The 23,650-nt window shown below is 65.3% G+C and carries 25 protein-coding genes and 1 pseudogene; 8 read left to right on the forward strand and 18 right to left on the reverse strand.

Annotation, left to right across the window (positions count from 1 at the left end; all coding sequences use genetic code 11):
• Positions 1-34: 34 nt before the first annotated feature.
• Both ACPTTC_RS32530 and ACPTTC_RS32535 read left to right on the forward strand, forming a co-directional pair.
• The gene (locus ACPTTC_RS32530; RefSeq protein ID WP_423395463.1) at positions 35-1,231 is read left to right on the forward strand and encodes a porin; all 1,197 of its coding nucleotides are present in this window, start codon (positions 35-37) and stop codon (positions 1,229-1,231) included.
• Between the two features lie 100 nt (positions 1,232-1,331).
• Positions 1,332-2,351 (forward strand): AraC family transcriptional regulator, encoded by a 1,020-nt coding sequence (locus ACPTTC_RS32535; RefSeq protein WP_423395464.1) that lies wholly within the window; start codon positions 1,332-1,334, stop codon positions 2,349-2,351.
• 14 nt (positions 2,352-2,365) lie between these two features.
• Here ACPTTC_RS32535 and ACPTTC_RS32540 read toward each other — a convergent pair.
• From ACPTTC_RS32540 to ACPTTC_RS32570, 7 genes and pseudogenes are all read right to left on the reverse strand, one after another.
• Positions 2,366-2,470 (reverse strand): annotated as a pseudogene (locus ACPTTC_RS32540) (allantoate amidohydrolase); the annotation flags it as partial.
• A 17-nt stretch (positions 2,471-2,487) separates the two neighbouring features.
• The gene (locus ACPTTC_RS32545; protein WP_175956864.1) at positions 2,488-3,393 is read right to left on the reverse strand and encodes a LysR family transcriptional regulator; all 906 of its coding nucleotides are present in this window, start codon (positions 3,391-3,393) and stop codon (positions 2,488-2,490) included.
• A 76-nt stretch (positions 3,394-3,469) separates the two neighbouring features.
• Positions 3,470-4,714 carry an acyl-CoA dehydrogenase family protein gene (locus ACPTTC_RS32550; protein ID WP_423395465.1) on the reverse strand — a complete coding sequence of 415 codons (1,245 nt, stop codon included), beginning with the start codon at positions 4,712-4,714 and terminating at the stop codon, positions 3,470-3,472.
• Between the two features lie 33 nt (positions 4,715-4,747).
• Positions 4,748-5,506, reverse strand: a complete 759-nt coding sequence (locus tag ACPTTC_RS32555) for an SDR family NAD(P)-dependent oxidoreductase (RefSeq protein ID WP_423395466.1) — start codon at positions 5,504-5,506, stop codon at positions 4,748-4,750.
• 7 nt (positions 5,507-5,513) lie between these two features.
• Positions 5,514-6,278: an SDR family oxidoreductase gene (locus tag ACPTTC_RS32560; RefSeq protein ID WP_423395467.1), complete on the reverse strand. Its 765-nt coding sequence runs from the start codon at positions 6,276-6,278 to the stop codon at positions 5,514-5,516.
• 43 nt (positions 6,279-6,321) lie between these two features.
• Positions 6,322-7,353, reverse strand: a complete 1,032-nt coding sequence (locus tag ACPTTC_RS32565) for a phosphotransferase (RefSeq protein ID WP_423395468.1) — start codon at positions 7,351-7,353, stop codon at positions 6,322-6,324.
• A 19-nt stretch (positions 7,354-7,372) separates the two neighbouring features.
• Entirely contained in the window at positions 7,373-8,047 is a 675-nt protein-coding gene (locus tag ACPTTC_RS32570; RefSeq protein WP_423395469.1) for a histidine phosphatase family protein, read from the reverse strand.
• A gap of 209 nt (positions 8,048-8,256) precedes the next feature.
• Here ACPTTC_RS32570 and ACPTTC_RS32575 point away from each other — a divergent pair, with 209 nt between their 5' ends.
• The 4 genes from ACPTTC_RS32575 (at position 8,257) to ACPTTC_RS32590 (ending at position 11,047) form a co-directional block, all read left to right on the forward strand.
• The gene (locus tag ACPTTC_RS32575) at positions 8,257-8,412 is read left to right on the forward strand and encodes a DUF3309 family protein (protein WP_175965363.1); all 156 of its coding nucleotides are present in this window, start codon (positions 8,257-8,259) and stop codon (positions 8,410-8,412) included.
• A gap of 142 nt (positions 8,413-8,554) precedes the next feature.
• Positions 8,555-8,893, forward strand: coding sequence for a hypothetical protein (locus ACPTTC_RS32580; RefSeq protein WP_423395470.1), 339 nt, complete (start codon positions 8,555-8,557; stop codon positions 8,891-8,893).
• Between the two features lie 328 nt (positions 8,894-9,221).
• Positions 9,222-9,959, forward strand: coding sequence for a response regulator (locus ACPTTC_RS32585; protein WP_423395471.1), 738 nt, complete (start codon positions 9,222-9,224; stop codon positions 9,957-9,959).
• A 2-nt stretch (positions 9,960-9,961) separates the two neighbouring features.
• Positions 9,962-11,047 (forward strand): ATP-binding protein, encoded by a 1,086-nt coding sequence (locus ACPTTC_RS32590; protein ID WP_423395472.1) that lies wholly within the window; start codon positions 9,962-9,964, stop codon positions 11,045-11,047.
• Positions 11,048-11,086: 39 nt separating this feature from the next.
• Here the strand turns inward: ACPTTC_RS32590 and ACPTTC_RS32595 are convergent, their stop codons facing one another.
• The 10 genes from ACPTTC_RS32595 to ACPTTC_RS32640 all read right to left on the reverse strand — a co-directional run bounded on the left by ACPTTC_RS32595 (position 11,087) and on the right by ACPTTC_RS32640 (position 20,080).
• The gene (locus ACPTTC_RS32595) at positions 11,087-11,773 is read right to left on the reverse strand and encodes a hypothetical protein (RefSeq protein WP_423395473.1); all 687 of its coding nucleotides are present in this window, start codon (positions 11,771-11,773) and stop codon (positions 11,087-11,089) included.
• 165 nt (positions 11,774-11,938) lie between these two features.
• The gene (locus ACPTTC_RS32600; RefSeq protein ID WP_423395755.1) at positions 11,939-12,646 is read right to left on the reverse strand and encodes a hypothetical protein; all 708 of its coding nucleotides are present in this window, start codon (positions 12,644-12,646) and stop codon (positions 11,939-11,941) included.
• A gap of 195 nt (positions 12,647-12,841) precedes the next feature.
• Positions 12,842-13,393: a hypothetical protein gene (locus ACPTTC_RS32605; protein ID WP_423395474.1), complete on the reverse strand. Its 552-nt coding sequence runs from the start codon at positions 13,391-13,393 to the stop codon at positions 12,842-12,844.
• 8 nt (positions 13,394-13,401) lie between these two features.
• Complete coding sequence (locus ACPTTC_RS32610) at positions 13,402-14,397, reverse strand: hypothetical protein (RefSeq protein ID WP_423395475.1); 996 nt, start codon at positions 14,395-14,397, stop codon at positions 13,402-13,404.
• Between the two features lie 89 nt (positions 14,398-14,486).
• Positions 14,487-14,792, reverse strand: a complete 306-nt coding sequence (locus ACPTTC_RS32615; protein WP_423395476.1) for a hypothetical protein — start codon at positions 14,790-14,792, stop codon at positions 14,487-14,489.
• Between the two features lie 8 nt (positions 14,793-14,800).
• The gene (locus ACPTTC_RS32620; protein ID WP_301756562.1) at positions 14,801-15,772 is read right to left on the reverse strand and encodes a hypothetical protein; all 972 of its coding nucleotides are present in this window, start codon (positions 15,770-15,772) and stop codon (positions 14,801-14,803) included.
• Positions 15,773-16,014: 242 nt separating this feature from the next.
• The gene (locus ACPTTC_RS32625; RefSeq protein WP_423395756.1) at positions 16,015-16,488 is read right to left on the reverse strand and encodes a hypothetical protein; all 474 of its coding nucleotides are present in this window, start codon (positions 16,486-16,488) and stop codon (positions 16,015-16,017) included.
• Positions 16,488-17,174, reverse strand: coding sequence for a pilus assembly protein (locus tag ACPTTC_RS32630; protein WP_423395477.1), 687 nt, complete (start codon positions 17,172-17,174; stop codon positions 16,488-16,490). The genes ACPTTC_RS32625 and ACPTTC_RS32630 overlap by 1 nt, the downstream gene beginning before the upstream one ends.
• A 33-nt stretch (positions 17,175-17,207) precedes the next feature.
• Entirely contained in the window at positions 17,208-19,463 is a 2,256-nt protein-coding gene (locus ACPTTC_RS32635; RefSeq protein WP_423395478.1) for a TcfC E-set like domain-containing protein, read from the reverse strand.
• Positions 19,464-19,552: 89 nt separating this feature from the next.
• Positions 19,553-20,080, reverse strand: a complete 528-nt coding sequence (locus tag ACPTTC_RS32640) for a CS1 type fimbrial major subunit (RefSeq protein ID WP_301756559.1) — start codon at positions 20,078-20,080, stop codon at positions 19,553-19,555.
• A 649-nt stretch (positions 20,081-20,729) separates the two neighbouring features.
• On the opposite strand from ACPTTC_RS32640, the gene ACPTTC_RS32645 reads away from it, so the two are divergent.
• Together ACPTTC_RS32645 and ACPTTC_RS32650 are read left to right on the forward strand one after the other, a co-directional pair.
• Complete coding sequence (locus ACPTTC_RS32645; protein WP_423395479.1) at positions 20,730-22,007, forward strand: MFS transporter; 1,278 nt, start codon at positions 20,730-20,732, stop codon at positions 22,005-22,007.
• Positions 22,008-22,103: 96 nt separating this feature from the next.
• The gene (locus ACPTTC_RS32650; protein WP_423395480.1) at positions 22,104-22,241 is read left to right on the forward strand and encodes a hypothetical protein; all 138 of its coding nucleotides are present in this window, start codon (positions 22,104-22,106) and stop codon (positions 22,239-22,241) included.
• 363 nt (positions 22,242-22,604) lie between these two features.
• On the opposite strand, the gene ACPTTC_RS32655 is transcribed toward ACPTTC_RS32650, so the two are convergent.
• Entirely contained in the window at positions 22,605-23,552 is a 948-nt protein-coding gene (locus tag ACPTTC_RS32655) for a LysR family transcriptional regulator (RefSeq protein WP_423395481.1), read from the reverse strand.
• Positions 23,553-23,650 lie beyond the last annotated feature (98 nt).

A 23,650-nucleotide genomic window follows, 5' to 3' on the forward strand; every position in this document is an offset into this window, starting at 1 on the left:
GCCGTCTCCCCATGTCGATGCGGAGTCCAGAATAATGAATCGTCACGATAGCGTTCGCGCCGCGTGCTGCGCGATGTTGGTCCTGGCCGGTACCGGCGCGCACGCGCAAGGCAACGTGACGCTGTACGGCGTGATCGATGCGGGCATCCGCTACGAAACGCACGGCGTGTCCTACGGCGCCGACGGCTCGCCGGTGTCGACGGGCCGCAGGATCTCGATGGCCGACGGCGGCGGCCTGACGGAAAGCTACTGGGGCCTCAAGGGGCAGGAGGATCTCGGCGGCGGGCTGTCCGCGCAGTTCAACGTCGAGAGCCACTTCGGCCCGAACAGCGGCAGCATCGTGCCGGCCGGCTCGCCGAACTTCTTCCAGGTCGCGTACGTGGGGCTGACGTCGACGTCGCTCGGCCAGCTCACGCTCGGCCGCCAGTACAACGTGCCGTTCGAGATGGTGTCGCTGACCTACGGCTCGAACCTGTGGGCCGGCCCGCAGGATCCGTACTTCAACCTGTTCAAGCCCGAGCAGACGATGCTCGCGGCCGCGCGCACCAGCAACATGATCCAGTACGGCGCGCAGCTCGGCAGCCTGTACCTGCTCGCGCAGTACTCGCCCGGCGGCCATGCGGGCGGCGGCGTGCTCGGCGCCCAAACCGGCGCGGCGGTCGCGTATGCGCCGGACAAGGGCCCGTTCACGGTCGGCGCATCGTTCATGCGCAGCTGGGACGACGTCACGCACGGCAAGTTCGACGTCTACGGCGGCGGCGGCTCGGTCACCCTGGGCAACGCGACCGTCAACGCCGGCTATATCGAGAACGCGCGCGACAACGACTTCACGTCGTTCGAGAACGGCCCGTTCGGCCCCACCGATCTCGCGGCGCTCGGCATCATCTCGCCCGCGCAGGTGGTCGATCCATCGGTGCCCGGCGGGTTCCGCCGCCGCAAGATGGCGCTCGCGGGGCTGACGGTCCGCTTCACGCAGACGTTCACGGCGGCCGTCAACGCATGGTGGACCACGCAGTCCGGCTATACATCGGACTTCGACGGCCGCGCACGCCAGTTCCAGGTGATTGCCGGCTACAGCCTGTCGAAGCGCAGCATGCTGTATGCGGAGGTCGACTACGCGATCTATCGCGGCGGGCTGATCGGCGCGCAGCTCGTCGGCATCAACGGGCAGGCACCGAGCACGAGCACCACGCAGCTCGGCGCGACGGTCGGCCTGCGGCACTACTTCTGAAGCGGGGCCGCGCGGGATGTGGGCAATCGTGGCCGGGGCGGCGCCAGGCCTCCGGCCGGGCGGGACGAGTACAATCCATGGAAAAAAATACGGAGCATCCATGGACGAACCCGACCGTTATACGACGGCGAATCTGCCGGTCCATCTGTTGCGGTGCCTCGCGGAGACAAGCAAGGAGCTGGGCATCGACCCCACGCGGCTGTGCCTCGGGCTCGGCTTCGACGTCGCGGACCTGTCGAATCCGTCGTGCCGGATTTCCTTGCGCCAGGCGAGCACGATGATCCGCCGCGCGCTCGACATGGCGCCGGGGCGGGCGCTCGGCCTCGAACTCGGCACGAGCGAGACGATCGCGTCGATCGGCCTGGTCGGCTATGCGATGCTGACGAGCCCGACGCTGAAGGACGCGATCGTGGTCGGCATCGAGCTGCAGCGCCACACGGGGCCGCTGATGCGCTTCGAAGTCGTCTCGGATGCGCGCACGCTGTCGGTCCGCGCGACCAACGTCTTCCTCGAACCGGACATCGAGGCGTTCCTCGTCGAGGAAGCGTTCGGCAGCTTCATGAAGATCGGGCGCTCGCTCGTCGGCCCCGCGTTCCAGCCGAAGGTCATCGATCTCAGCTACCCGCCGCCGGCCTATGCGGAGCAGTACGCGCGCGTGTTCCCGTGCCCCGTGCGGTTCGAACAGGAGCAGAACCTGTTCTCGTGCGACGCCGCACTCGGCAACCGCCCGATCGCGACCCACGATCCGCTCGCGCATCGCCAGGCGCTCGAATTCCTGCAGGACGCGCTGCCGCCCGAACCCGAAGGTACCGAGTTTCTCGAATCGATCGAACGGATCATGCGGCGCGACCTGCGCCATGCGCCGTCGCTCGCCGAGATCGCCGCGCAGCTGTGCATGAGCGAGCGCACCCTCCGGCGGCGGCTTGCCGATCAGGGCGCGTCGTATCAAACGGTGATCGACACGATCCGCCGCAAGCGCGCATTCACGCTGCTGAGCAACCCGCGGCTGTCGATCGAGGACGTCGCGCACGAAGTCGGGTTCAGCGACGCGCACAACTTCCGGCGCGCGTTCAAGCGGTGGACCGGGCACGGGCCGAGAGAGGGGCAACGGGCGGTGTAGCGGCCCGGCCGCCGTTACGCCGCGCCCGCGAGCGAACGATCGAGCGCGACGAGCGTTTGATACAGCACGCGCGTGCCGTCGAGCAACTGCTGCGGCTCGATCCATTCGAGCAGCACGTGACGCGCAACCGCCTCCGTCACACCGCCTCGCCGCTCCCGCCCATCAGCGTCATCAGTTGCTCGCGCAGCCACCGGCTGCCCTGATCCTGATCGGCGCTGCGATGCCAGTAGCAGAAGTATTCGAGGGCCGGCATCTCGAACGGCAGTTCGAGAATGCGCGCCGGATAGCGCTGCAGCAGCCGCAGCGGCGCCGTCAATGCGAGATCGCCGCGCATCGCGATCAGCGGCGCGACCATGTAGTGCTGCACGCGCATCTGGATGGTGCGGCGCAGGCCGAGGCGCGTCAGTTCCGCGTCGACGTGCCCGCTGCCCTTGCGGCGGCTCGACACGTGGATGTGCCCCATCGACAGGTAGTCGTCCATGGTGAGCGTGTCGCCCTTGAACGGGTGACCGTCACGGATCATGCACGCATAGCGGTCGCGCACGAGCAGCGCCTGGTGCAGATGCGGGTCGCCGATCAGCGGTGCGTCGATCGCGAGGTCGACGGAGCCGTTCGCGAGCGCGGTCGCCACTTCGCGGCGGTCCATCGTGTAGCTGCGCACGTGCATGCCGGGCGCATGCGTCTGCAGCAGTTCGCCGAGCGCGGGCAGCAGCAGCGCTTCGGTCAGGTCGCTCATGCTCATCCGGAACACGCGCGTCGACGATGCCGGATCGAACACGTCGCCTTCGTGCGCGCTCGAATCGAGCAGTTGCATCGCCTCGCGCACGCGGCCGACGATGTTCTCAGCCAGCGGCGTGGGCATCATCCCGGCCGGCGTGCTGACGAACAGCGGATCGTTCAGGGTCTTGCGCAGCCGCGCCAGCGCGTTGCTGACGGCCGGCTGCGTGAGGTTCAGCACCTCGGCCGCCCGCGTCAGGTTGCGCTTGGTGTAGATCGCATCGAATACGACGAACAGGTTCAGGTCAATCTTCGAAAGGCGCATCGCCGGATCTCCTTGCCGGCATCTTACGGCGTGCGCCTCCCGTTCGTCCACGGCCCTGCGCATCGCGGCGCGACGCTCAGGCGCGCGGCGGCGGCGTCAGGTACGGGGCCGTCGAACCCGGCTCGCCGTCCTTGATTTCCATCCGCGCGATCGCCTGCAGGTGCACCTCGTCCGGGCCGTCGGCGAAGCGCAGCGCGCGGCCCCAGGTCCAGAGGTCGGCGAGCGGCGTATCGGGGCTCAACCCCGCCGCACCGAACACCTGCATCGCGCGGTCGCACACGTTCGTGTACACGGTCGGCACCAGCGCCTTGATCATCGCGATTTCCTTGCGGGCGGCCTTCGCGCCGACCTTGTCGATCATCCACGCGGCCTTCAGCACCAGCAGGCGCGCCTGCTCGATCTCGATGCGCGAACGCGCGATCCATTCGCCGACCGTGCCGTGCCGGTTCAGCGGCTTGCCGAACGCGATGCGCGACTGCGCGCGGTCGACCATCAGCTCCAGCGCGAGCTCGGCCGCGCCGATCGAACGCATGCAGTGGTGGATGCGGCCCGGCCCGAGGCGTGCCTGCGCGAGCGCGAAGCCGCTGCCTTCCTCGCCGAGCAGGTTGCTCGCCGGCACGCGCACGTTGTCGAACGTGATTTCGCAGTGCCCTTCCGGCGCGACGTGATTGACCACCGCGATGTTGCGCACGATCGTCACGCCCGGCGTGTCGCGCGGCACGAGGATCATGCTCTGCTGCTGGTGCGACTCGGCCTCGGGATCGGTCTTGCCCATCACGATGAAGATCTTGCAGTTCGGATGCGCGGCGTTCGTGATGAACCACTTGCGGCCGTTGATCACGTACTCGTCGCCCACACGCTCGATGCGCGTCGTGATGTTCGTCGCATCCGACGACGCCACATCGGGCTCCGTCATCGCGAACGCCGAGCGGATCTCGCCGCGCAGCAGCGGCTTCAGCCACTGTTCGCGCTGCGCCGGCGACGCGAACATGTGCAGCAGTTCCATGTTGCCGGTGTCCGGCGCGTTGCAGTTGAACACTTCCGACGCCCAACTCACCCGCCCCATGATCTCGGCGAGCGGTGCGTATTCGAGATTCGTCAGGCCCGTGCCAGGCTCGTCGTCCTTCAGGTGCGGCAGGAACAGGTTCCACAGCCCTTCCGCCTTCGCGCGCTCCTTCAGTTCCTCCATGAACGACACGGGATACTGGCCCGCATGCACTTCCTCGTTCCACTGGCGGATGCGCGGCACGATGTGCGCGTCCATGAATGCGCGCACGCGGCTGCGCAGTTCTTCCACTTTCGGGGTGTAGCCAAAGTCCATGATCGACTCCTCGATTCCGTTCGTTCGGTTCCGTCAGAAGGCCGAGACACCGCCGTCCACGGCGACGGCCTGCCCGGTCAGATAAGTGTTTTCCTTCGCGCACAGCGTCAGCATCGTCGCGACGATCTCCTCGGGCCGACCGAGCCGCTTCATCGGCGAGCCCTGCGCGAGGAAGTCCTGCCGGTCGCCGATATCGCTGTCGGTGACCATCGGCGTCGTGCTGTAGAACGGGCACACCGCATTCACGCGAATACCGTGACGCGCGTATTCGATCGCCGCCGTCTTCGTGAGCCCGACCACCGCATGCTTCGACGCCGCGTAGGCCGCCAGCTTCGGCGCGCCGCCGAGCCCCGCCATCGACGCGACGTTCAGGATCACGCCTTCGCGCTGCGCGAGCATCTGGCGGATCTGGTGCTTCATCCCGAAGAACACGCCCTTCGCGTTCACCGCGAAACTCAGGTCGAGATCGGCTTCGTCGGTGTCGATCAGCGCCTTCATCGGCGGTGCGATGCCCGCGTTGTTGATGCCGACGTCGAGCCGGCCGAAACGCTCGGCCGCCGCGTGCACCAGCGAGGCAACCTCCGCCTCGACGCGCACGTCGCAGCGCTGCACGATCACGTCGGCGCCGGCCGCGCGCAGCGGCGCGGCCACGCGTTCGAGCGCTTCGCCGTTCAGGTCGCCGAGCGCGACGCGCGCTCCCATCGCGGCCAGCTCGCTCGCGAGCAGCGCGCCGAAGCCGCTCGCGGCGCCGGTAATCATCACGGCCTGTCCGGCGTAGCTGTCGATCTTCATCGCGCGCTCAGATCGTCAGGCCGCCGTCGACGACGATGCATTCGCCGTTCGTGTAGCTCGCCGCGTCCGACACGAGATACAGCACGGTGCCGGCCATTTCGCGCGGCTCCGCATGGCGGCGCAGCGGGATCTTCCCCATCCAGGTCTCGTAGATGTCCTTGTCGGCGAACAGCGCGCCCGCGAACTTCGTCTTCGTGAGACCCGGCAGCAACGCGTTCACGCGGATGCCGAACGGCCCGCATTCCTTCGCGAATGCCTTCGTCATGTTGACGACCGCGGCCTTCGTGATCGAGTAGATGCCCTGCCGGTCGCCCGGCTGCAGCGCATTCACCGACGCCGTGTTGACGATCGCGCCGCCGCCGTGCGCCTTCATCAGCTTGCCGGCCTCGACCGACATGAAGAAGTAGCCGCGGATGTTCACGTCGACCGTCTTCTCGTACGCGGCGAGGTCGGTATCGAGGATGTGCCCGAAATACGGGTTCGCGGCCGCGTTGTTCACGAGGATGTCGAGGCGGCCGTGCTTGCCGCGGATATGCTCGAACGTCGCGGCGATGTCCTCGAGCCGCCCGACGTGGCAGGCCAGCGCCTCGGCGCGGCCGCCTGCCGCGACGATCGCGTCGGCCACGGCCTGGCAGTCGTCGAGCTTGCGGCTCGACACGATCACGTGCGCGCCCTGCTCCGCGAGCAGTTTCGCGATTTCCTCGCCGATGCCGCGGCTCGCGCCCGTCACCAGTGCGATCTTGCCCGTCAGGTCGAACAGGTTCGTTGCCATGTTGCTGTGCTCCTCCATTGATGTGGTGTCGTGCCCGGCGGCTTCAGCGATGCGCGTCGATCACGCCGACGGCGAGTTCGGCGAGCCGCCCGGCCATCGCGCCGACGCGCAGCGCCTGCTCGCTCGATGCGTTGCCCTGCAGCGCGCGCGCCTTCACGCCCTGCGTGATCGACGCGAGCCGGAAGAAACTGAAGGCCAGATAGAAGTGCCAGTCGCGGATCGGCTCGATGCCGCGCAGTTCGCAATAGCGCGCGACGATCGCCGCTTCGTCCGGCACGCCGAGTGCGGCGCGATCCTGGCCCGCGAGCCCGCGCACCTGCCCGCCGGACGGCAGCCGCAGGCACATGCAGAGATACGCGAGATCGGCGAGCGGGTTGCCGAGCGTCGACAGTTCCCAGTCGAGCACGGCCTGCACGCGATAGCTGTCGCGCGCGAACATCAGGTTGTCGATCCGGAAATCGCCATGCACGAGCGTCGGCCGGCCCGTGTCGGCGGGGCACGCCTTCGGCAGCCAGTCGATCAGCGTTTCCATCGCGTCGAGGCGCTCGGTTTCGGCCGCGCGATACTGCTTCGTCCACACGCCGATCTGGCGCTCGAAGTAGTTGCCGGGGCGGCCGTAGTCGGCGAGGCCCACCGCATCGACATCGACGTCGTGCAACGCGGCCATCGTCTGCAGCAACGCGTCGTAGCACACCGCGCGATCGGCCTTCGGCAGTTCCGGCAGCGCGGGATCCCAGAAGATCCGGCCGTCCTCGTAGCTCATCACATAGAACATACTGCCGATCACGTCGCGGTCCTCGCAGAGGTGATACGGACGCGCGACCGGCACCGCGGTGCCCGACAGCGCGCGCAGCACGCGGAATTCGCGGTCGACCGCATGCGCGGACTTCAGCAGTTCGCCCGGCGGCTGGCGGCGCAGCACGTAGCGGCCGCTCTTTGCGTGCAGCAGGAAAGTCGGATTCGACTGGCCGCCGGCAAACTTCTCCGTGTCGACCGGGCCTTCGAAGCCCGGCACGTGCGCTTCCAGATAGCGCGTGAGGCGGGCTACGTCGAGTTGCTGGGTAGAGTTCGTCATCGTCGCGATCGTTCGTGGGTCAGCCGTAGGTTCGCAGCGCGTGTCGTTCGGGATCCTCCAGATGCGGGATGCCGTTGAACGACGCGAGGTGGAACGCATCGGCGTTGAAGAAAAACTGCGAAAGACTGCTGTTGCGGATCTGCAGGTTCAGCGCGATCGCGCTCGCGGGCGGTGCGGCCAGCACCTGCTGCACGGTGACCGCGATCGGGCCGCCGGAGCTCACCGCCAGCACGCGCTGGCCGCCGCCGTGGCGGATGGCCGCGCGGGCGTCGGCCACGCGCTGCTGGAAGTGCGCCCAGGTCTCGGGGGCCGAATCGCCGAGCTTGTCTTCCGACCAGAGCTGCAGTACCTGCCGCAGCGCGCGGAAATGCTCCTTCATCGAGCCGGCCGCAAGGCGGGCGATGTCCGGGTAGTCGTGCGCGGCGGCGGCGAACAGCCCGTGGAAGTCGTACTCGTTCAGGCCCGGGTGGCGGTCGACCGGCGCGCCTTCGCGGCCCATCCCGCGCAGGATCGCGTCGACCGTCTGCGCGTGGCGGTTCAGCGTGCCGCAGATCACGCGGTCGAATGTGAGCGCTTGCTGCGCGAAGTATTCGCCGAGCCAGACGCTCTGCTGCTCGCCCGCCGCGGACAACCGGTCGTAGTCGTCCGTGCCGAAGGACGCCTGCCCGTGCCGTACCAGAAAAAGTTCAGCCATCGCATGCCCGCCAGATCAGAAGGATTCAGCATAGGGGGCGGGGACGCATTTTTAAACTTTATTTTCTGAATCCGGGGGTATTCATCTCGTGAATTCGCCTCCTGTCCGGATCCTGCCGTTGTCCGGCTAGCGCCCTCGCGGCACACACATTGCTCCACTCGCCCTCGGCGGGAGAACCGCGATGTCCAATCCGTTCCAGGAGGGGTGCGATGCTCGGTACGATCCTTATCATCATCCTGATTCTCATACTCATCGGTGCATTTCCTGCATGGCCCCACAGCCGAAGTTGGGGCTATTGGCCTTCGAGCACCGTCGGGCTGATCGTCATCATCGTCGTGATACTGGTGCTGCTGGATCGCATCTGAGGCCGCAGCGCGCCGGTCGGGCAGGCCGCGTCCCGTATGAAACAATGGCGACCGGCCCGGCCGGGCATCCCCGAAGCGCCCATCCCGACGCCGGGATGGCCGGCAGCCGATTCACGGGCATGACGCGCGAGACGAGCAACCCATGACCTCCAACGACGAAACGAAGCTGGACCAGGCGGCAGGTTCGGACGAGTGGTGCACATTCGACGATCCGTCACGCGCGTGCGATACGGATCACACACGCATCCAGGCGGAACTTGAAATCGAAATCCACCCCGGGCATCCGTTCTACCGGCGGAATCTCAAAGTGATCGCTCACGCACTGGGTTGCGATGACGTGATCTGCACCCACGTCGACGAGCCCGACCGTTATTCGGTGCTGCATCTCACCTGGGGCGGGCGCCCCGAGATCGGCTCGTGCCCCACCATCGATTTCGATGGCGACCGGCAGGGGGTCGCGAAGTATTTCGACTATCCATAGCGTGCTCACCGCGCGTCCGGTGTCGTGGCGTCGCCGAGATAGCCGGCAGCCGCCCCCGGCATGACCGGCCGCTGCCATCAGGGCCGCAAACTGATCACAGGCGACAGCCCGCTCGCATCGAACGGCATCGGCACGCTCGCCGCCGTTGCGCTGCTGAAGGCAATCGGCCGCTGACGCGAGCCGGCCTCGTCGGGCGCGGCCATCTTCGTCATGCCGTTCGTGAACGCGCCGGCACGCGCTACCGCGCACCGCCGCCCCACCTCCGTTCGACGGCGTTTCCCATGCGGTAGTATGGCGGCTCGATGGAAACCCCGATGGACTCACTCGAATGGCCCTGCCTGATCTCCCGCCCCCTTCCAGCGCCGGCCAGGACGCCCAGGCGCTCGTCCTCATCGCCGAGGACGAACCCGAGATCGCCGAGATCCTGACCGCCTATCTCGCGCGCGGCGGCCTGCGCACCGTGCACGCGGCCGACGGCCGCCGCGCACTGGAACTGCACCTGCAGCTCAAGCCCGACCTCGTGCTGCTCGACGTGCAGATGCCGCACGTCGACGGCTGGAAGGTGCTCGCCGAAATCCGTCATCGCGGCGACACGCCCGTGATCATGCTCACCGCGCTCGACCAGGACATCGACAAGCTCACCGGCCTGCGCATCGGCGCCGACGACTACGTGGTGAAGCCGTTCAATCCCGCCGAAGTCGTTGCGCGCGCGCAGGCGGTGCTGCGCCGTTCGATGGCCGGCTCCCGCCAGGAAGAACAGCGCGTGCTGCGGGTCGCGCCGTTCGAGATCGACCTCGAACACCACGAAGCCACGCTCGAAGTGGGCAGCGAGCGGCACCGGCTCGTGCTGACGCTCACCGAGTTCAAGCTGCTCGCACAGCTCGCGCGTGCGCCGCGGCGCGTGTTCAGCCGCGCCGAGCTGATGGCCTCCTGCCTGCCGGAAGGCGACGCGCTGGAGCGCACGGTGGACAGCCACGTCAGCAAGCTGCGCAAGAAGCTGGACGATCTCGGCGTGCGGGGCGTGCCGGCCAGCGTACGCGGCGTCGGCTACAAGCTCTGGAGTTGAACGTGAAGCTCGACGGCCTGAGCCGGCAGATCGCGCTGACGATGGCCGGGATGGTGTTCGGCGTGACGCTGCTGATGGTGCTCACCGCCATCCTCTTCTACTACGTCGCGTTCAACTACTGGCCCGCGCATTTCAACACGAAGGACTGGCTGCCGACCGCGCCGGAATGGCTGTGGCTGATCGCGACCACGTCGGTCGGCCTCGTGCTGTCGGTCGCGGTCGCCGTCAATCTCGCACGCCGCATCCTCGTGCCGTTGAACTCGGTCACCGAAAGCATTCGCCGCGTTGCGCGCGGCGATCTCGGCGCGCGCGCCGTCGCGGGCGACCGCTCGCTGCACGAAGCCGCGCTGCTCGCCGACAACTTCAACGCGCTCGCCGACGAGCTGCAGCGCGTGACCAACGAGCAGGCGATCTGGAACGCCGCGATCGCGCACGAGCTGCGCACGCCCGTCACGGTGCTGCGCGGGCGCCTGCAAGGGCTCGCCGAAGGCGTGTTCAAGCCCGACGAAGCGCAGTTCCGCAGCCTGCTCGCGCAAGTCGAAGGGCTGACGCGGCTGATCGAGGATCTGCGCGTGGTCAGCCTCGCGGATGGCGGCCATCTGAGCATCGAGATCCGCGACGCCGATCTCGCCGCCGACGTGCGCGCCGTGGTCGACGTGTTCGCCCATGCGCTGCAGGCTGCCGGCCAGCATCCGGTGCTCGATCTCGACACGCGGCGCGTGCGCTGCGACCCGGTGCGAATCCGTCAGGCACTGCTCGCGCTGCTGGAAAATGCGCGCCGCCACGCGGTGCCCGGCGCGATCCGCATCCAGACGCGGATCGAACAAGGCATGTGCCGGCTGCGCGTCGAGGACGACGGCCCCGGCATCCCGGCCGATTTCGCGCCGCACGTGTTCAAGGCCTTCCGGCGTGTAGACGAATCGCAGCCCGGCGGCAGCGGCCTCGGGCTTGCCGTCGTCGCGGCAATCGCCCATGCGCATCACGGCGAAGCCGTCTGCATGCCGACCGGCGCGGGCGGTACGCGATTCGAAGTGCAGTGGCCCGACAACCTCGTGGCGGCGCCGGACCACGCGCGCTTTCCGGCTTGAGACGCTGCCTCAGCGCCTCCTTTACGCCGCCTTTTACCGTCACGCACGCGGTTCGCGCCCGACCTGTTCGAGCGGCGGATTGAACCCGAGCACTGTGTACTCGGCCACGGACACTTTCCCTTTCCCGGCCGCGCCCTGCACGACGACCGCGCACACGGCGCCGGCCCGGTCGAATATCAGCTTCGTGCCGACGGTCGCGTTGCGCAGCGCCTCCAGCTCCTCGATCCGCGCGATCGCCAGCTTGCGCACCGCGCCGGACACGTACACCGGCAGGAACACCAGCGCGATGAAGATCGACACCGCCTCCTTCGAGACGCTGTCCAGCACCGGCCGACCCGACATCATGAGCGACAGCGACGTCGCCGCGACGAAGATCGCGAGCACGGTCGCGCCCACGCCGAGCGACGAAAACCGCTCGGCCGCCTTCTTCATGCGTGCCTTCACGAGCGCGCGCGTGGTCGCGGAGGGCACGAGCCATTCGCGCTGCGCGCCGTGGTAACCGGCGAAGCCGAGGAACAGCGTCGCGATGGCGCTAATGCCGATGCTGGTGTACAGCGCGTCGAACAGCATGCAGAGGAATTCGAGCACGAACACGATCACCGGCGGCCACAGCAGCAGACGAAACGAATAGCCGTCGCGGCCGTGCCCGCGGATCCACCATTTCACCGGCGGCAGCTCCCAGAAGCGGCTGTCCCGGTGGAGCGAAAGTTCTTCGATATCGTTCACGGTCTCACCTGCCTGTGCGATCCCGTTCGGTCCGGGCATCGCGTTGCGTCGCCCGCCCGATCCGGCGCGAGAGGCGGCCCGACAGGCAAACGAATGCGTCAGGTTATCAAATGATCCGGAAGATTCATTCGCCCCTTCGCCGACGGGCGATGCCGGCCTCGCCTGTCAACGCGGCCAGAGGGCGTCCGCTCCGCTTGCGCTCGCATCCGCCGGAGCGGCCCCACCGCGACACGTCGGCTGCCCCGGAATCTCGACGACGCGCCCTTGCAGCGGTCGCGGCACGCCCGGGTACACATTGAACGGTTCGACCGCCTGCCCGTCGACCTTCGCGTCCTTCACCGCATAACGTACGGTTCCCGTCGCCGTCAGCCGCGCACCGTGCGCGTCGCACGCAACGGACAATGCCTCCTTCCGGCGCTCCGGCATCTGCCGGACGAGCGCACTGAATCCCAGATTGACGACGATGCTCCCGGTCGCCTTCTGCTGCCCCCGCGGCATCACCTTGATCTCGGGTTTGACGTCCAGCCGATACACCGTCTCGGCCTGAACCGCCCGCAACGGCTTCAACGCAATGCTCTTGGTCTGCCCGGGCGCGAGCGTCAGCTTGAACGGGAAGGCATAGAGCGCCGGATTCGCTTCGTTGCCGACCGGCTCGAGCTTCTCGTCTTTCAGCGGCACGCCGGGATTGAGCAAGCGCGACAATGAAATGGTCACGTACTCGGGGCGATCGCCGTTGTTGACGATCTGCACGCTTGCTGTGCCCGAATCGACCGGGATTTCCTTCGGAAACACGTCGATCGTCGCAACCGCGACGCCCGGAATCAGCCCGGCGAGCGTGGTCGCAATCGAAAGAAGGAATGAACGCAATCTCATGTTGGGGTGTCCAGTTGAATCGGCACCCCGGGAAGGCATGCCGGTGCTGCCGTCGCGCCCGATTTGCCATTTGCATGCGCGCATGCAAGCTTTGACGCAGACGACACTCGGAAACGGAAAATCCAAAGCACACCGCCCGCGACACGGCGGGCGGTGAAGAACCGGAACGTCTCCGCGACGGGGAGACGACCACTGCTACTGCTGTTTCACGACGACCGGCTCGAACACGAGCGACAGCGTGCCCGTATAGGTGCCGACCGTGCTCCTGAAGTCGCCTTCCGGCGGATACGCGGAAACGGCGAGACGGTAATAGCCTTCGGAATCGACGTTGGGCGACGGCGGCGCCGGGTTGTCGAACTCGACCACCTGCCCGACGACGAGCGGCTTCTGGTCGGCCCCTTCGGCGCCGATGCTGACCGCCGGCTTGCGGAACGCGAGCGTCGGCTTGGCCTGGTTCCGGATATCGAGCGGTTGATCCATGCGGACCTGAAATCTGCCCGTCGTCGATACCACGCGCAGCCGCGCGTCCACCTCGTACGCCGTCTCCCAGCCGCCGAGCTGCTCCATCGTCAGGCCCTGCCCGAACCAGCCGCCCTTGTCGTCGGTGATGATCAGGTTGTTCGGGCGCACGACCTTGGCCGTAATCTTGCTCTGCGTCTTGCCCTTGATCTCCAGGGTTTCCGCCGACGTGTACATCGGCTGGAGCGCCAGCGCCGCCAGCAATCCGCTCAGGATGATTTTGCTCATTTCGCTTCCTATGATTTCGTGACGACCGTGAACGACAGCACATCGCTGTAGTCGCCAGCGTCCACAGTTGCGTCGACCGAGGTCCTGAACGTCGGCACGAAGCAGGTCCGAGCGTTGTTGTTCAACAGCACCGGGCTGGCGCTCGTATTCGGCAGCCGGAACGTCGCGCTGCCACTGTCCAGCGTCAGGTCGTACGGAACCGTCTGCTCAGGCTTGCTCGCATTCCTGAGCAGATACCGGTTACCCGAAACACCGTTCGCACTCGTCGCATTGATCACGAAATTGCGACTACCGCCGTTGAACCCCATGTACGTGAAGCAGAGCTGCTGCTCCGCACCCGCAAGCGTCTTTTCGCCATCGCCTCGCGGCAATTCCCCGAGATTCCAGTCGGGTGCCGCCACATCTACCGCGAGAATGGCCGGCGGATCCGGCGGCGTGACCTCGGGATCGATCACCTTGCATGAACTGCTCCCGCTCACGGGGGTGAGATAGACGCCACCAGTAACCTCGCCGCGATCGTTGGCATCAGTAAAGATGCCGGCACGGAGCGTAATGCCGGGCCAATCCTTGATGATGGCATTGTCGATAATCACCTCGACCTGGGCCTTGTGTGCGTAGCGTGCTGCCCAGAGATACTGCCCCCAATACGTCACGTGATAGTTGCCAACAATTGACGCCCTAAAGTGTTCAACGCCGCGCATCTTGACAGACTTTGCCGCCGCCGTGCTTTGCTTCATCTTTCCGTTCGCGTCATACGTGTAGACCAGAACGCCCCGGGATACGAAAGTGCTGAATCCGATGTTCAAATCGGAAGCCTTATAGTCAAATACCACTTGAAGAGTACTGGTCCCATCCCCGTTATTTATCCACGCGCACGCATCATAGCTATAAACCAGGTCGGCGGGTATAAGGTCCCACCCAGCAGATGCGTTCAACGAAAGGCCCATCAGGCATGCGCCGAATAGACAACCTCGCCACCGCCGAATCATTCCGAATTTTTTCATCGATTTTTCATTCCGATTAAGTCAAACCGTCAGGCTGGAAATGACCTCTGCGACCTGTGTTGTATGCTTGGCGACGTGAGGAAACGGCCTTATCCGCGCAACACTCGATATATCAGCGGTTGATCCATGCGGACCTGAAATCTGCCCGTCGTCGATACCACGCGCAGCCGCGCGTCCACCTCGTACGCCGTCTCCCAGCTGCCGAGCTGCTGCATCGTCAGGCCCTGCCCGAACCAGCCGCCCTTGTCGTCGGTGATGATCAAATTGTTCGGGCGGACAACCTTGGCTGTAATCTTGCTTTGCGTCTTGCCCCTGATCTCCAGGGTTTCCGCCGACGCATACATCGGCTGGAGCACCAGTGCGGCCAGCAATCCGCTCAGGATGATTTTGCTCATTTCGCTTCCTATGATTTCGTGACGACCGTGAACGACAGCACATCGCTGTAGTCGCCAGCATCCACGGTCGCGTTGACCGAGGTCCTGAACGTCGGAACAAAGCAGGTGCGCGCGCTGTCGTTCAATCGCACCGGGCTTGCGCTCGCATTCGGCAGCCGGAACGTTGCGCTACCGCTGTCCAGCGTCATGTCGTACGGAATCGTCTGGGACGGCTTGCTGGTATTCCTGAGCAGATAACGGTTACCCGAAATACCGTTCGCGCTCGACGCATTGATCACGAAATTACGATAGCCGTCGAGGCCCGTGTACGCGAAGCAGAGCTGCTGCGCCGCACCGGCGAGCGTCTTCTCGCCATCGCCTCGCGGCAATTCCTCGAGATTCCAGTCGGGTGCCGCCACATCTACCACGAGAGAGGGCGTCGGCGGTGGCGGGACTTCGGGATTGATCACCTGGCAGGTGTTGGCACTGCCAGTGTTGGTGACATAGGCCCCGCCGGTAATCTCGCCGACGTCGTCGCCTATCTTGTAGTTGCCGGCACGGATGGAAATGCCGGGCCAGTCCCTGATTTCGGCATTGTTGATCATCACCTCGATCACAGCCGTGAACGGATTTCTATTTTTCCAGTTGGAAGGATCCCACTCGCTCGCGCCGAGCCTATATATCACGTAATCGTCACTCACAAAGCCGCTAGTGGATTTACTGCCGTTGATAGCGACATAATTTGCCGCGTTGCTGCTTGGCAGCATGTTCCCATTAGCATCATACGTATAGATCAGGATACCTCTAGATATAAAATCACTGTCAGGCGAGGGTTTACCGTTCGGCAATACCCCTAGATTACCCGTAATGGATTTAAAATTAGCGGTCACCTGAAGCGTACTCGTTCCGTCTCCGTTGTTTTTCCACACGCACCCGCTGTAGTTGGTGATCACGCTGGCGTACTGAAGCTTGTAGGCCACAGCGTTGAACGAAAGCACCATCAGACATGCACCAAAGATGCAACCTCGCCATCGCCGAATAACTCCGAAGCTTTTCATCGATTCTTCATTCCGATTAAGTCAATACGTCAAGCTGGTCATAACTGGAAATGGCCCCTGCGACCTGCGTTGCATGCTTGGCGATGTGAGGAAACGACCTTATCCGCGCAACACTCCATGTGCGATTGTGTACAGCCACGCGTCATCTCGACGGCAGCGGCGCACATTGTTTCGGCAACCGCCGGTTACTGAGCCAACGCCGCACGTTGGTAGATCACCACGCCATATCCGACATTGACGAACAGCGGAGCCGGCGCACCTTCGCTCTGACCGGCATCGACAGCAATCCGCTCGTTTGGCCGGAACGTAACGCGCCATACCTGCGTTTTCGAAGGCACAGCCAGTTCTTTCAGCCCGATTCGATATTTCTGCCCCGGCGCCAGCGCCAAGCGCCCGGGCACCACCAGCAGCGTGGGTCGCTCCACCTCCCCTACCGGCACCCGATCCTCGGGAGAATCGCCCGGATTGGTCAGCAGGTGCTGCTCGATGTCCAGGTAAAGCGGCGTATCGCCGGCGTTCTCGACATACAGTTCGGGCGCCGGCTTTTCCGGCTCGAGCGTCAGCTCCATGCGCGACAGCTTCAGCACGCCGGCGGCCATGCTGGAGGTGCAGGCCAGCGCGGCCAGCACCCCGATTGCGGTGCGCGCCACGCGCATCATCACGGGCACTCCAGCGTCTGCGGCTTGTCGTCGACACGCAACGTCATCCGCTTCGTCGCGAAGTGCTGAGGCGTGCCCGGGAATACGGCGATCGTTTGTGCGGACGCCGCGCCGTCATACTTCACATCGTTGAACACCTGGCGCACGTTGCCGGTGTTCTCGAGCGTCAGCCCGCCGCTCTCGCAACGGTGTGCCCAGCTCATGCGTTGCTTGCCCGGCGGCGGCATGTGCCGCACCAGCACGCCATAGCCGACGGATACCGACATCGGCGCGGTGATCTTGTCCTGCGGCGCGTCGTCCACCTTGAGCGACCTGACCGGCACGATATAGAGCCGGTACAGTTCTTCGTTCTCGGGCTCCGCGAGCGACCTGAGCGTGATCGAGCGCGACTGGTTCGGGCCGAGCGTCAGCTTGTCCGGGCTTGCGAGCATGCCCGGATGCTGCAGCTCGCCGAGGCTCTGTTTCTCTTCAGGCGTTTTGCCCGGATTCATCACTTTCTGCGCCGAGATCGACAGGTAGAGCGGCGCGTCGCCCATGTTCTTCACCGTGACGGTCTGGTCGTGGTTGTTGAATACCTTGGTCGTGGCCGGCATCACCATCAGCTCACCGTCGGCATGCACCGGTTGAGCGGCGGCAAACAGCAGCGCGCACGCGATCGGAAGCGCGGTTCGCAAGTTCAGTTTCATGTCGTCAATTCCTGTCAATGGTTGGGTGCGCCATCATTGGCAGCGGAAGTCGTTTCCGCCGGCGTCCTTCAGGCTGCACGTGTAGCGATGGCCGTCCTGGTCGAGCGTGATCTGCGACAACAAGGTTTTGCTGACGATCGAGAACAGCCCGTTCGGATGCACCGTGTCGCCGGTTTCGATCACCTTGCCGCTCACCGGCTTGCCGTTCGTATCCTTCAGGAAGCCGCTGTACACCATGTTGATGTCGACCTTCGCCAATGCCGCGTAGACCTGGCCCGGGTGAGCCCGGACGATGTTCGCCGGCACCTCGACGTTCATGTCGAACTGCTCGCTGTTGCTCATCACGCGCGCGAACGACACGTCGCGATACGCATTGAGCGGCACCGCATACGTGCTGTTGCCGGCCACCGGGCTGCCTTCGACGTTGAACCCGTACTTCACGCCCTGGAGGTCCGGCGTTTTCAACAGCATCGCGCTGCCGCTCGAGCTGTAGCGGCCGAACGCAACGCCGTCCTTGCTGGCCGCGACCATGCCGCGGTAGTTGAAATCGACGTTGCCGCCACCGCTGCTCTGGCCCAGGTTCAGCGACGCGTCGCCGCGCGTGCCGGAGCGCGTACCGTAGACGTTCACGCCGTAATTGGTGCCGATCCGGTTCGCCGTCAGGCCGACGGATGTCATGCCGAAGCCGTCCTGGAAATCCTTGCGGACGTCGCCGCTGATCTGCGTCTGGCCGCCGGAATGCGCGGCGCTGAAGCTCGCCTGCGCCCTGTCCAGCATCATCGTCATGTTGAAATACACGCCGTAGCCGCCGCGGCCCTGATAGCCGCCCTTCTGCACACCGAGCGCGAACGTGCCCCACAGGCCGTTCGGCCGGTAGTTCCAGCGCGCCTCGGCCTGCTGCGATTCGCTGAACGTCGAGCGTTGGTAGTTGTAGCCGAACGTCACGCCGCGGAACGCGCGGCTATACGACACTGCCGTGCTCGGCTGACCGATGTAGAAGCGCGACACGGCGGTATTCTGGTAGCGGCTGACCATCAGGCTGCCAAGCGCCTCGCTCGCCATCGACAGGTTGACGTAGCCGCCCGTGCTGCGTTCTCCGCTCAACAGGCCGAGCGTGGGTGTGATGTCGACCCCGCCCAGTTGCGTCGGCCGCGTGATGTTGACTTCAGCCGCCCATTTGCCGCCCTTTCCGGCGAGCATCGAGCCATTCAGGTAGAACTGCTTGAAATTCCGGCTGACCGCGGCCTCGAGCAGATAGCCGCCGTTGCCCATCTCCTTGCCGGCCGTCACGTGCCATGCGTTGCCGCTGCTCGCGCCAAAATTGAGGTTGTTGACCTCACGGGTTTCCCGGTTGACCACATTCCCGTTGCGGTCGACGAGGCGGACCTCGACCGAGTAATAGCCGCCCGGCAGATCGGCGAAGCTGATCTCGTTGCGGCCGAGCACGGCCGGCCGTTTCAGGATCTGCCGGCCGTTCCGGTAGAACTCGTAGTTGCCTTCGGCCGACGCGTAGAGGATGAGCGAGCCGGCCTTGCTGTCGACCTGCAGGTGGGTCTGGCTGCCGACTGTCACGAACTGGTCGAAGCTCGGCGACAGCAGCGTGTTGACCGTGCCGGCCGCGTAATCGATGTTGTTCTGCTTGCCCGCCCGCACGTATGTTTGGGCGAAATTCTTCTGCAGGTAGTACGAAGACAGCCCCTGCTGGCTGGCGCTGGAATGGCGCATTTCGGTACGGTTCGCGTACCAGCTCATGTAGCCGAAGCTCTGGAGCGGCAGCCCGACATACGTGTTGCCGTTCACGTTGACCGCACGGTAACCGTCGGACGCCGCCCGCAAGTCGAGAGCCTGGTTGTTGACCAGCCCGAAACCCGTTTGCGGCGCGATGTAGTCTTCGCGCGAATCGCGGATCGAGATCGACCGCTTCAGCTTGTCGACGGTAACGTGGTACCCGTCTATCAAGATGTCGCAACCCTTGCTGCAGCGCTTGTAGTCGAGCTGCGAGATCACGCTCCGGATCGTGTCGACGTCGTCGGGGGAAATACCGTTTGCTGCATACTTGGCCGCGTCGAATTCAAGCGACGCGGCCTTCGATGAATAACTGATGAACCCCGGCAGCGTGCGCCCGTTGAAGGTCGCGACATAGTTCGCACTATCGTCCAGTTCGGTCGAACTGAACCCTTCGGGCACGCCATACGTTACCTTTAGTTGTGCGAATGAGTATGACGAAACAAAAAGAAACGCACCCAGCCACAGCTTGTTGAAACGGAAAGGAGCTTGATAGGCGACCACGCTGATTTCTTCTAGGGAGGGTTGGGACGGGCTGGCATGGAATTCTTCAGGGAGAGCCCCGATCGAATCGGGGCTCCGTACGGGACGGGTTACGGTGCTGCTGCTGCGACCGGTTCGAACACCATCACGAGATCGCCGCTGTAGCTGCCGTTCGTGCTGTTCGTGCCGACCTGGATCGGTGCGTCGACGTTGATCTTCAGGTTGTGGATTTCGTCGAAACCGCCGTTGCCAGCCGTCACTTGCGTGACCTTCTGGACCGCGCCGAACTTGACTTCAGCATCGCCGCCGTTGCCCGACAGCGAAACCTTCGCGTTCTTCATTTCGTACGCGCCGCTCGACATCTTCAGCGGTTGTGCGAGCGACACGTTGAAGTCGGCGTTCTTCGACCAGACGCGGATCGGCAGCGTCTTCTCGAACTTGGCCTGCGTGTAGTCGGTGGCGTTCAGTTCTTCCGTGCCGTACCAGGTCGAGCCGTCCGGCTTCGACACGAAAATACCGTCGTTGATCTGGGCGGTCAGCGTGATCTTCTTCGACACCGTATCGGCCTGTGCCGTATGTGCCATGCCGAACAGTGCCGTGGTGACGCCCATTGCCAAAACGAGTTTGCTGAGTTTCATCGAGTAATTCCTATTAAAGAATGAGCTTCTTAGTTCGAATCGCATTGAATAAATAATCGATGGAAATTCGATACGTGAGAAATAGATCCCACCGCTGCAAGTCTATGGACGTAGACGCCAGCTGAAAATGAGACGAGTTCTTAATTGCGAATGAAAATGACTAGTTCAAGTTCCAAAAAATATAAAACTGTCACCTTAAGCCCATGATTGTTACGTTGATTTAAAGAATTGTGCGAGGCGAGGCAAGCAGAATGCTTTTCGCAGCGGATCGAGTGCGCGTGGTTGCAGCGCTCAGGCGTCGATCGGCACGCCGCCGCCGCGGCAGGCAGCGGCTGTCGCGTGGCGAGACGGCTTGTGTGCCGGGCAGGCGCATCCACGCGCATGGAACGGGGTGTTCGGGATGGCGGGTGTGCCGCGCGGAGCAGGCGCCGTGTCAGCGCATCGAAGGCGAGGAAAGCGCTACTGCACGGAACCTGCAGTCGACCGCACCGCCACGGATCAGGTCGATGCGCCCGGGCTGAAATGAATGCCTCAGGTTATCAACCGATCCAAAAGATTCATTAGACGGCTCCTCCCCGGCGCGCGATGCTGGCTGCGCCAATCGACGCGGCGTCCGTGTAACGCCGCGCACGACAACGGAGCGAGACACATGCCTAACGATCACCGTCAACGGCGCCACACGCTGTGGCTGCTGTGCGCGCTGTCATTCATCCTCTACGTCGACCGCGTGAACCTCGCGACCGCGGCCGGCGCGATCAAGGCCGAACTCGGCCTGTCGAATACCGAACTTGGCGTCGCGTTCTCCGCGTTCGCGTATTCGTATGCCATCTGCCAGATCGGCGGCGGCTGGATCGCCGACCGGTTCGGCGCCCGCATCACGCTGATCGGCTGCGGGCTGATCTGGGTCGTGTCGACCTTCACCACCGGGTTCGTGCACAGCCTCGGGCTGCTGTTCGCCGCGCGCCTGCTGCTCGGCATCGGCGAAGGCGCGACGCTGCCCGCCCAGGCCCGCGCGATCACACACTGGTTCCCGCGCGAGCGGCGCGGCGTCGTGCAGGGCTTCACGCATTCGTTCTCGCGGCTCGGCAACGCGGTCACGCCGCCGATCGTCGCCGCATTGATGACTTGGCTGTCGTGGCGCGCCGCGTTCTTCGTGATCGGCGCGGTGACGCTGGTGTGGCTCGCCTGGTGGATCGTCGGCTTCCGCGAATATCCGCTCGGCGACGAAGCCGGCCATGGCCGCCCGCGTGCCGCGCGCCCCGCGCCGCCCGCCGGCCCGACACCGTGGGGGCCGCTGTTCCGCCGGATGGCGCCGACCATCTTCGTCTACTTCTGCTACGGCTGGACCGCGTGGCTGTTCTTCACGTGGCTGCCGACGTTCTTCCTGAACGGCCAGGGCCTGAACCTGAAGTCGACCGCGCTGTTCGCATCCGGCGTGTTCTTCGCGGGCGTGGCCGGCGACACGCTCGGCGGCTGGCTGTGCGACCGGATCTACCGAAAGACCGGCAACCTCGCGCTGTCGCGCCAGAGCGTGATCGTCGCGAGCTTCGTCGGCGCGCTCGTGTGCCTGCTGCCGCTCGCGGTCGTGCACTCGACGGCCGGCGTCGCGCTGTGCCTGTCGGGGTCGTTCCTGTGCCTCGAACTGACGATCGGGCCGATCTGGGCCGTGCCGAGCGACATCGCGCCGACCCACGCCGGCATCGCGAGCGGGATGATGAACGCGGGCTCCGCGATCTCGGGGATCCTGTCGCCGATCCTGTTCGGCTATCTCGTCGATCGCACGGGGAGCTGGACCGTGCCGTTCATCGGCTCGGTCGCGATGCTGCTGATCGGCATCGTCGCCGCGCTGCGGATTCGGCCCGAACGCACGCTGTCGGTGTCGATGCCGGCGCTCGCCGACGCGCCCGCCGCGCCGTCGGCACACTGAAGCGGGTCGCTTCGGGTTCGCCTGCGTCGGCTGTCCGGGCGGCGGCGCCGTCTCGCGTCACCGTGTGCCGCGACGGCGGCGTGCGACCGGCCCGGTTTGCCTGGCTGGTTCGGCTGGTTCGGCTGGTTCGGCTGGTTCGGCTGGTTCGGCTGGTTCGGCTGGTTCGGCTGGTTCGGCTGGTTCGGCTGGTTCGGCTGGTTCGGCTGGTTCGGCTGGCTCGGCTGGCTCGGCTGACTCGGCTGACTCGGCTGACTCGGCTGACTCGGCTGACTCGGCTGACTCGGCTGACTCGGCTGACTCGGCTGACTCGGCTGACTCGGCTGACTCGGCTGACTCGGCTGACTCGGCTGACTCGGCTGACTCGGCTGACTCGGCTGACTCGGCTGACTCGGCTGACTCGGCTGACTCGGCTGACTCGGCTGACTCGGCTGACTCGGCTGACTCGGCTGACTCGGCTGACTCGGCCGGCGTGGCTGACCTGGCTGGTTCGGCCGGCGTGGCTGACTCGGCTGGTCCGGCCTACCCGGCTGCCGCGGCTGGTTCGGCCAACGCGGTCGGCGCGGCGGGCTCGGCCGCCTCGGCTGGCAAGCCACACCGTTACACACCGCCGTCATCTCCCGCCCCGTCCCGGTGAAACAGCGCAAGAAACTGCTGCGCGGGGATGCTCAGCGGCCGGTCGCGCCGCACGAGGCTGCCGTACGACGGCAGCTTCTGTTCGAGCGTGTAATCGATGATCGCGACGAGCCCGTGCTCCGCATTGCGCCGCGCCACCGTCAGCGGAATCACGCCGAGCATCGGCGAGCGGTCGACGAGGTTCATCGTGGTCAGGATCGACCCCGTTTCGACCAGCCCGCGCGGCATCGGCTGGTGCCGCGCGTTGAACTCGCGCTCGACGACCTCGCGCGCCGGGCTGCCGGCCGGCTGCAGAATCCACGCGTAATCGAGCAGCGCGTCGAATGCCACCGGCCCCGCGCCCGCGAGCGGATGGTCGCGGCCCGCGATGATCGCGAGCGCCTCGTCGTCGACCACGCGGAAGTCGCAATCGGTCCCGACGTGGCGCCCGATCACCACTTCGAGCACGCCTTCACGCAGCTGCGGCATCAGCCTGTCGCTCGTATCCACCGCGATGTCGATCGCCAGCAGCGGGTAACGCGCCTTCAACTGCACCAGCGCCTCGGTGAGCCGCCCCGGCGACGCCGCCATGATGCTGCCGATCGCCAGCCGCCCCGCGCTGCCGAGCTGCAGCTCGCCGAGCTCGCGATTCAGCGCCTCCATGCTGCCGCGGATGCCGCGGAAATAGCCGAGCACGCGCTCGCCAGCCGGATTCAGCACGAGCCCGCGCCCGACACGGTCGAACAGCCGCTGGCCGAGCGCGCTCTCCAGCTCGGCCAGCATCTTCGTCGCGGCCGGCTGCGTGAGGCCCATCTGCTCGGCCGCCGCGCGCAGCGTCGAGCACTCGTCCACGGCCAGCAGCAGCGCGATCTGCCGCATGCGCAGCCGGTTCAGCAACTGCGGGGTCGAGTCCCGTCGGTCGATCGAGCCCATCTCTGATTACTCCAGGTTATCGATTCATCAAGAGTTTTCAATTTACCGACTCATTCCGTCTACCTAGCATCAACCCCATAGACAAACGGCCACGCGCC

The sequence above is a fragment of the Burkholderia mycopellens genome (assembly GCF_964265025.1).
Lineage (GTDB): Bacteria > Pseudomonadota > Gammaproteobacteria > Burkholderiales > Burkholderiaceae > Burkholderia.

Excerpts from the sequence above, each read along its gene's own strand:
- ACPTTC_RS32530 (WP_423395463.1), top strand. The coding sequence starts at position 35 with ATGAATCGTCACGATAGCGTTCGCGCCGCGTGCTGCGCGATGTTGGTC.
- ACPTTC_RS32630 (WP_423395477.1), bottom strand. The coding sequence starts at position 17,174 with ATGAAACTGAACTTGCGAACCGCGCTTCCGATCGCGTGCGCGCTGCTG.
- ACPTTC_RS32585 (WP_423395471.1), top strand. The coding sequence starts at position 9,222 with ATGGCCCTGCCTGATCTCCCGCCCCCTTCCAGCGCCGGCCAGGACGCC.
- ACPTTC_RS32615 (WP_423395476.1), bottom strand. The coding sequence starts at position 14,792 with ATGAGCAAAATCATCCTGAGCGGATTGCTGGCCGCACTGGTGCTCCAG.
- ACPTTC_RS32555 (WP_423395466.1), bottom strand. The coding sequence starts at position 5,506 with ATGAAGATCGACAGCTACGCCGGACAGGCCGTGATGATTACCGGCGCC.
- ACPTTC_RS32655 (WP_423395481.1), bottom strand. The coding sequence starts at position 23,552 with ATGGGCTCGATCGACCGACGGGACTCGACCCCGCAGTTGCTGAACCGG.
- ACPTTC_RS32535 (WP_423395464.1), top strand. The coding sequence starts at position 1,332 with ATGGACGAACCCGACCGTTATACGACGGCGAATCTGCCGGTCCATCTG.
- ACPTTC_RS32600 (WP_423395755.1), bottom strand. The coding sequence starts at position 12,646 with ATGAGATTGCGTTCATTCCTTCTTTCGATTGCGACCACGCTCGCCGGG.
- ACPTTC_RS32645 (WP_423395479.1), top strand. The coding sequence starts at position 20,730 with ATGCCTAACGATCACCGTCAACGGCGCCACACGCTGTGGCTGCTGTGC.
- ACPTTC_RS32570 (WP_423395469.1), bottom strand. The coding sequence starts at position 8,047 with ATGGCTGAACTTTTTCTGGTACGGCACGGGCAGGCGTCCTTCGGCACG.
- ACPTTC_RS32605 (WP_423395474.1), bottom strand. The coding sequence starts at position 13,393 with ATGAGCAAAATCATCCTGAGCGGATTGCTGGCGGCGCTGGCGCTCCAG.
- ACPTTC_RS32620 (WP_301756562.1), bottom strand. The coding sequence starts at position 15,772 with ATGGTGCTTTCGTTCAACGCTGTGGCCTACAAGCTTCAGTACGCCAGC.
- ACPTTC_RS32565 (WP_423395468.1), bottom strand. The coding sequence starts at position 7,353 with ATGACGAACTCTACCCAGCAACTCGACGTAGCCCGCCTCACGCGCTAT.
- ACPTTC_RS32625 (WP_423395756.1), bottom strand. The coding sequence starts at position 16,488 with ATGATGCGCGTGGCGCGCACCGCAATCGGGGTGCTGGCCGCGCTGGCC.
- ACPTTC_RS32610 (WP_423395475.1), bottom strand. The coding sequence starts at position 14,397 with ATGAAAAAATTCGGAATGATTCGGCGGTGGCGAGGTTGTCTATTCGGC.
- ACPTTC_RS32545 (WP_175956864.1), bottom strand. The coding sequence starts at position 3,393 with ATGCGCCTTTCGAAGATTGACCTGAACCTGTTCGTCGTATTCGATGCG.
- ACPTTC_RS32560 (WP_423395467.1), bottom strand. The coding sequence starts at position 6,278 with ATGGCAACGAACCTGTTCGACCTGACGGGCAAGATCGCACTGGTGACG.
- ACPTTC_RS32575 (WP_175965363.1), top strand. The coding sequence starts at position 8,257 with ATGCTCGGTACGATCCTTATCATCATCCTGATTCTCATACTCATCGGT.
- ACPTTC_RS32580 (WP_423395470.1), top strand. The coding sequence starts at position 8,555 with ATGACCTCCAACGACGAAACGAAGCTGGACCAGGCGGCAGGTTCGGAC.
- ACPTTC_RS32550 (WP_423395465.1), bottom strand. The coding sequence starts at position 4,714 with ATGGACTTTGGCTACACCCCGAAAGTGGAAGAACTGCGCAGCCGCGTG.
- ACPTTC_RS32640 (WP_301756559.1), bottom strand. The coding sequence starts at position 20,080 with ATGAAACTCAGCAAACTCGTTTTGGCAATGGGCGTCACCACGGCACTG.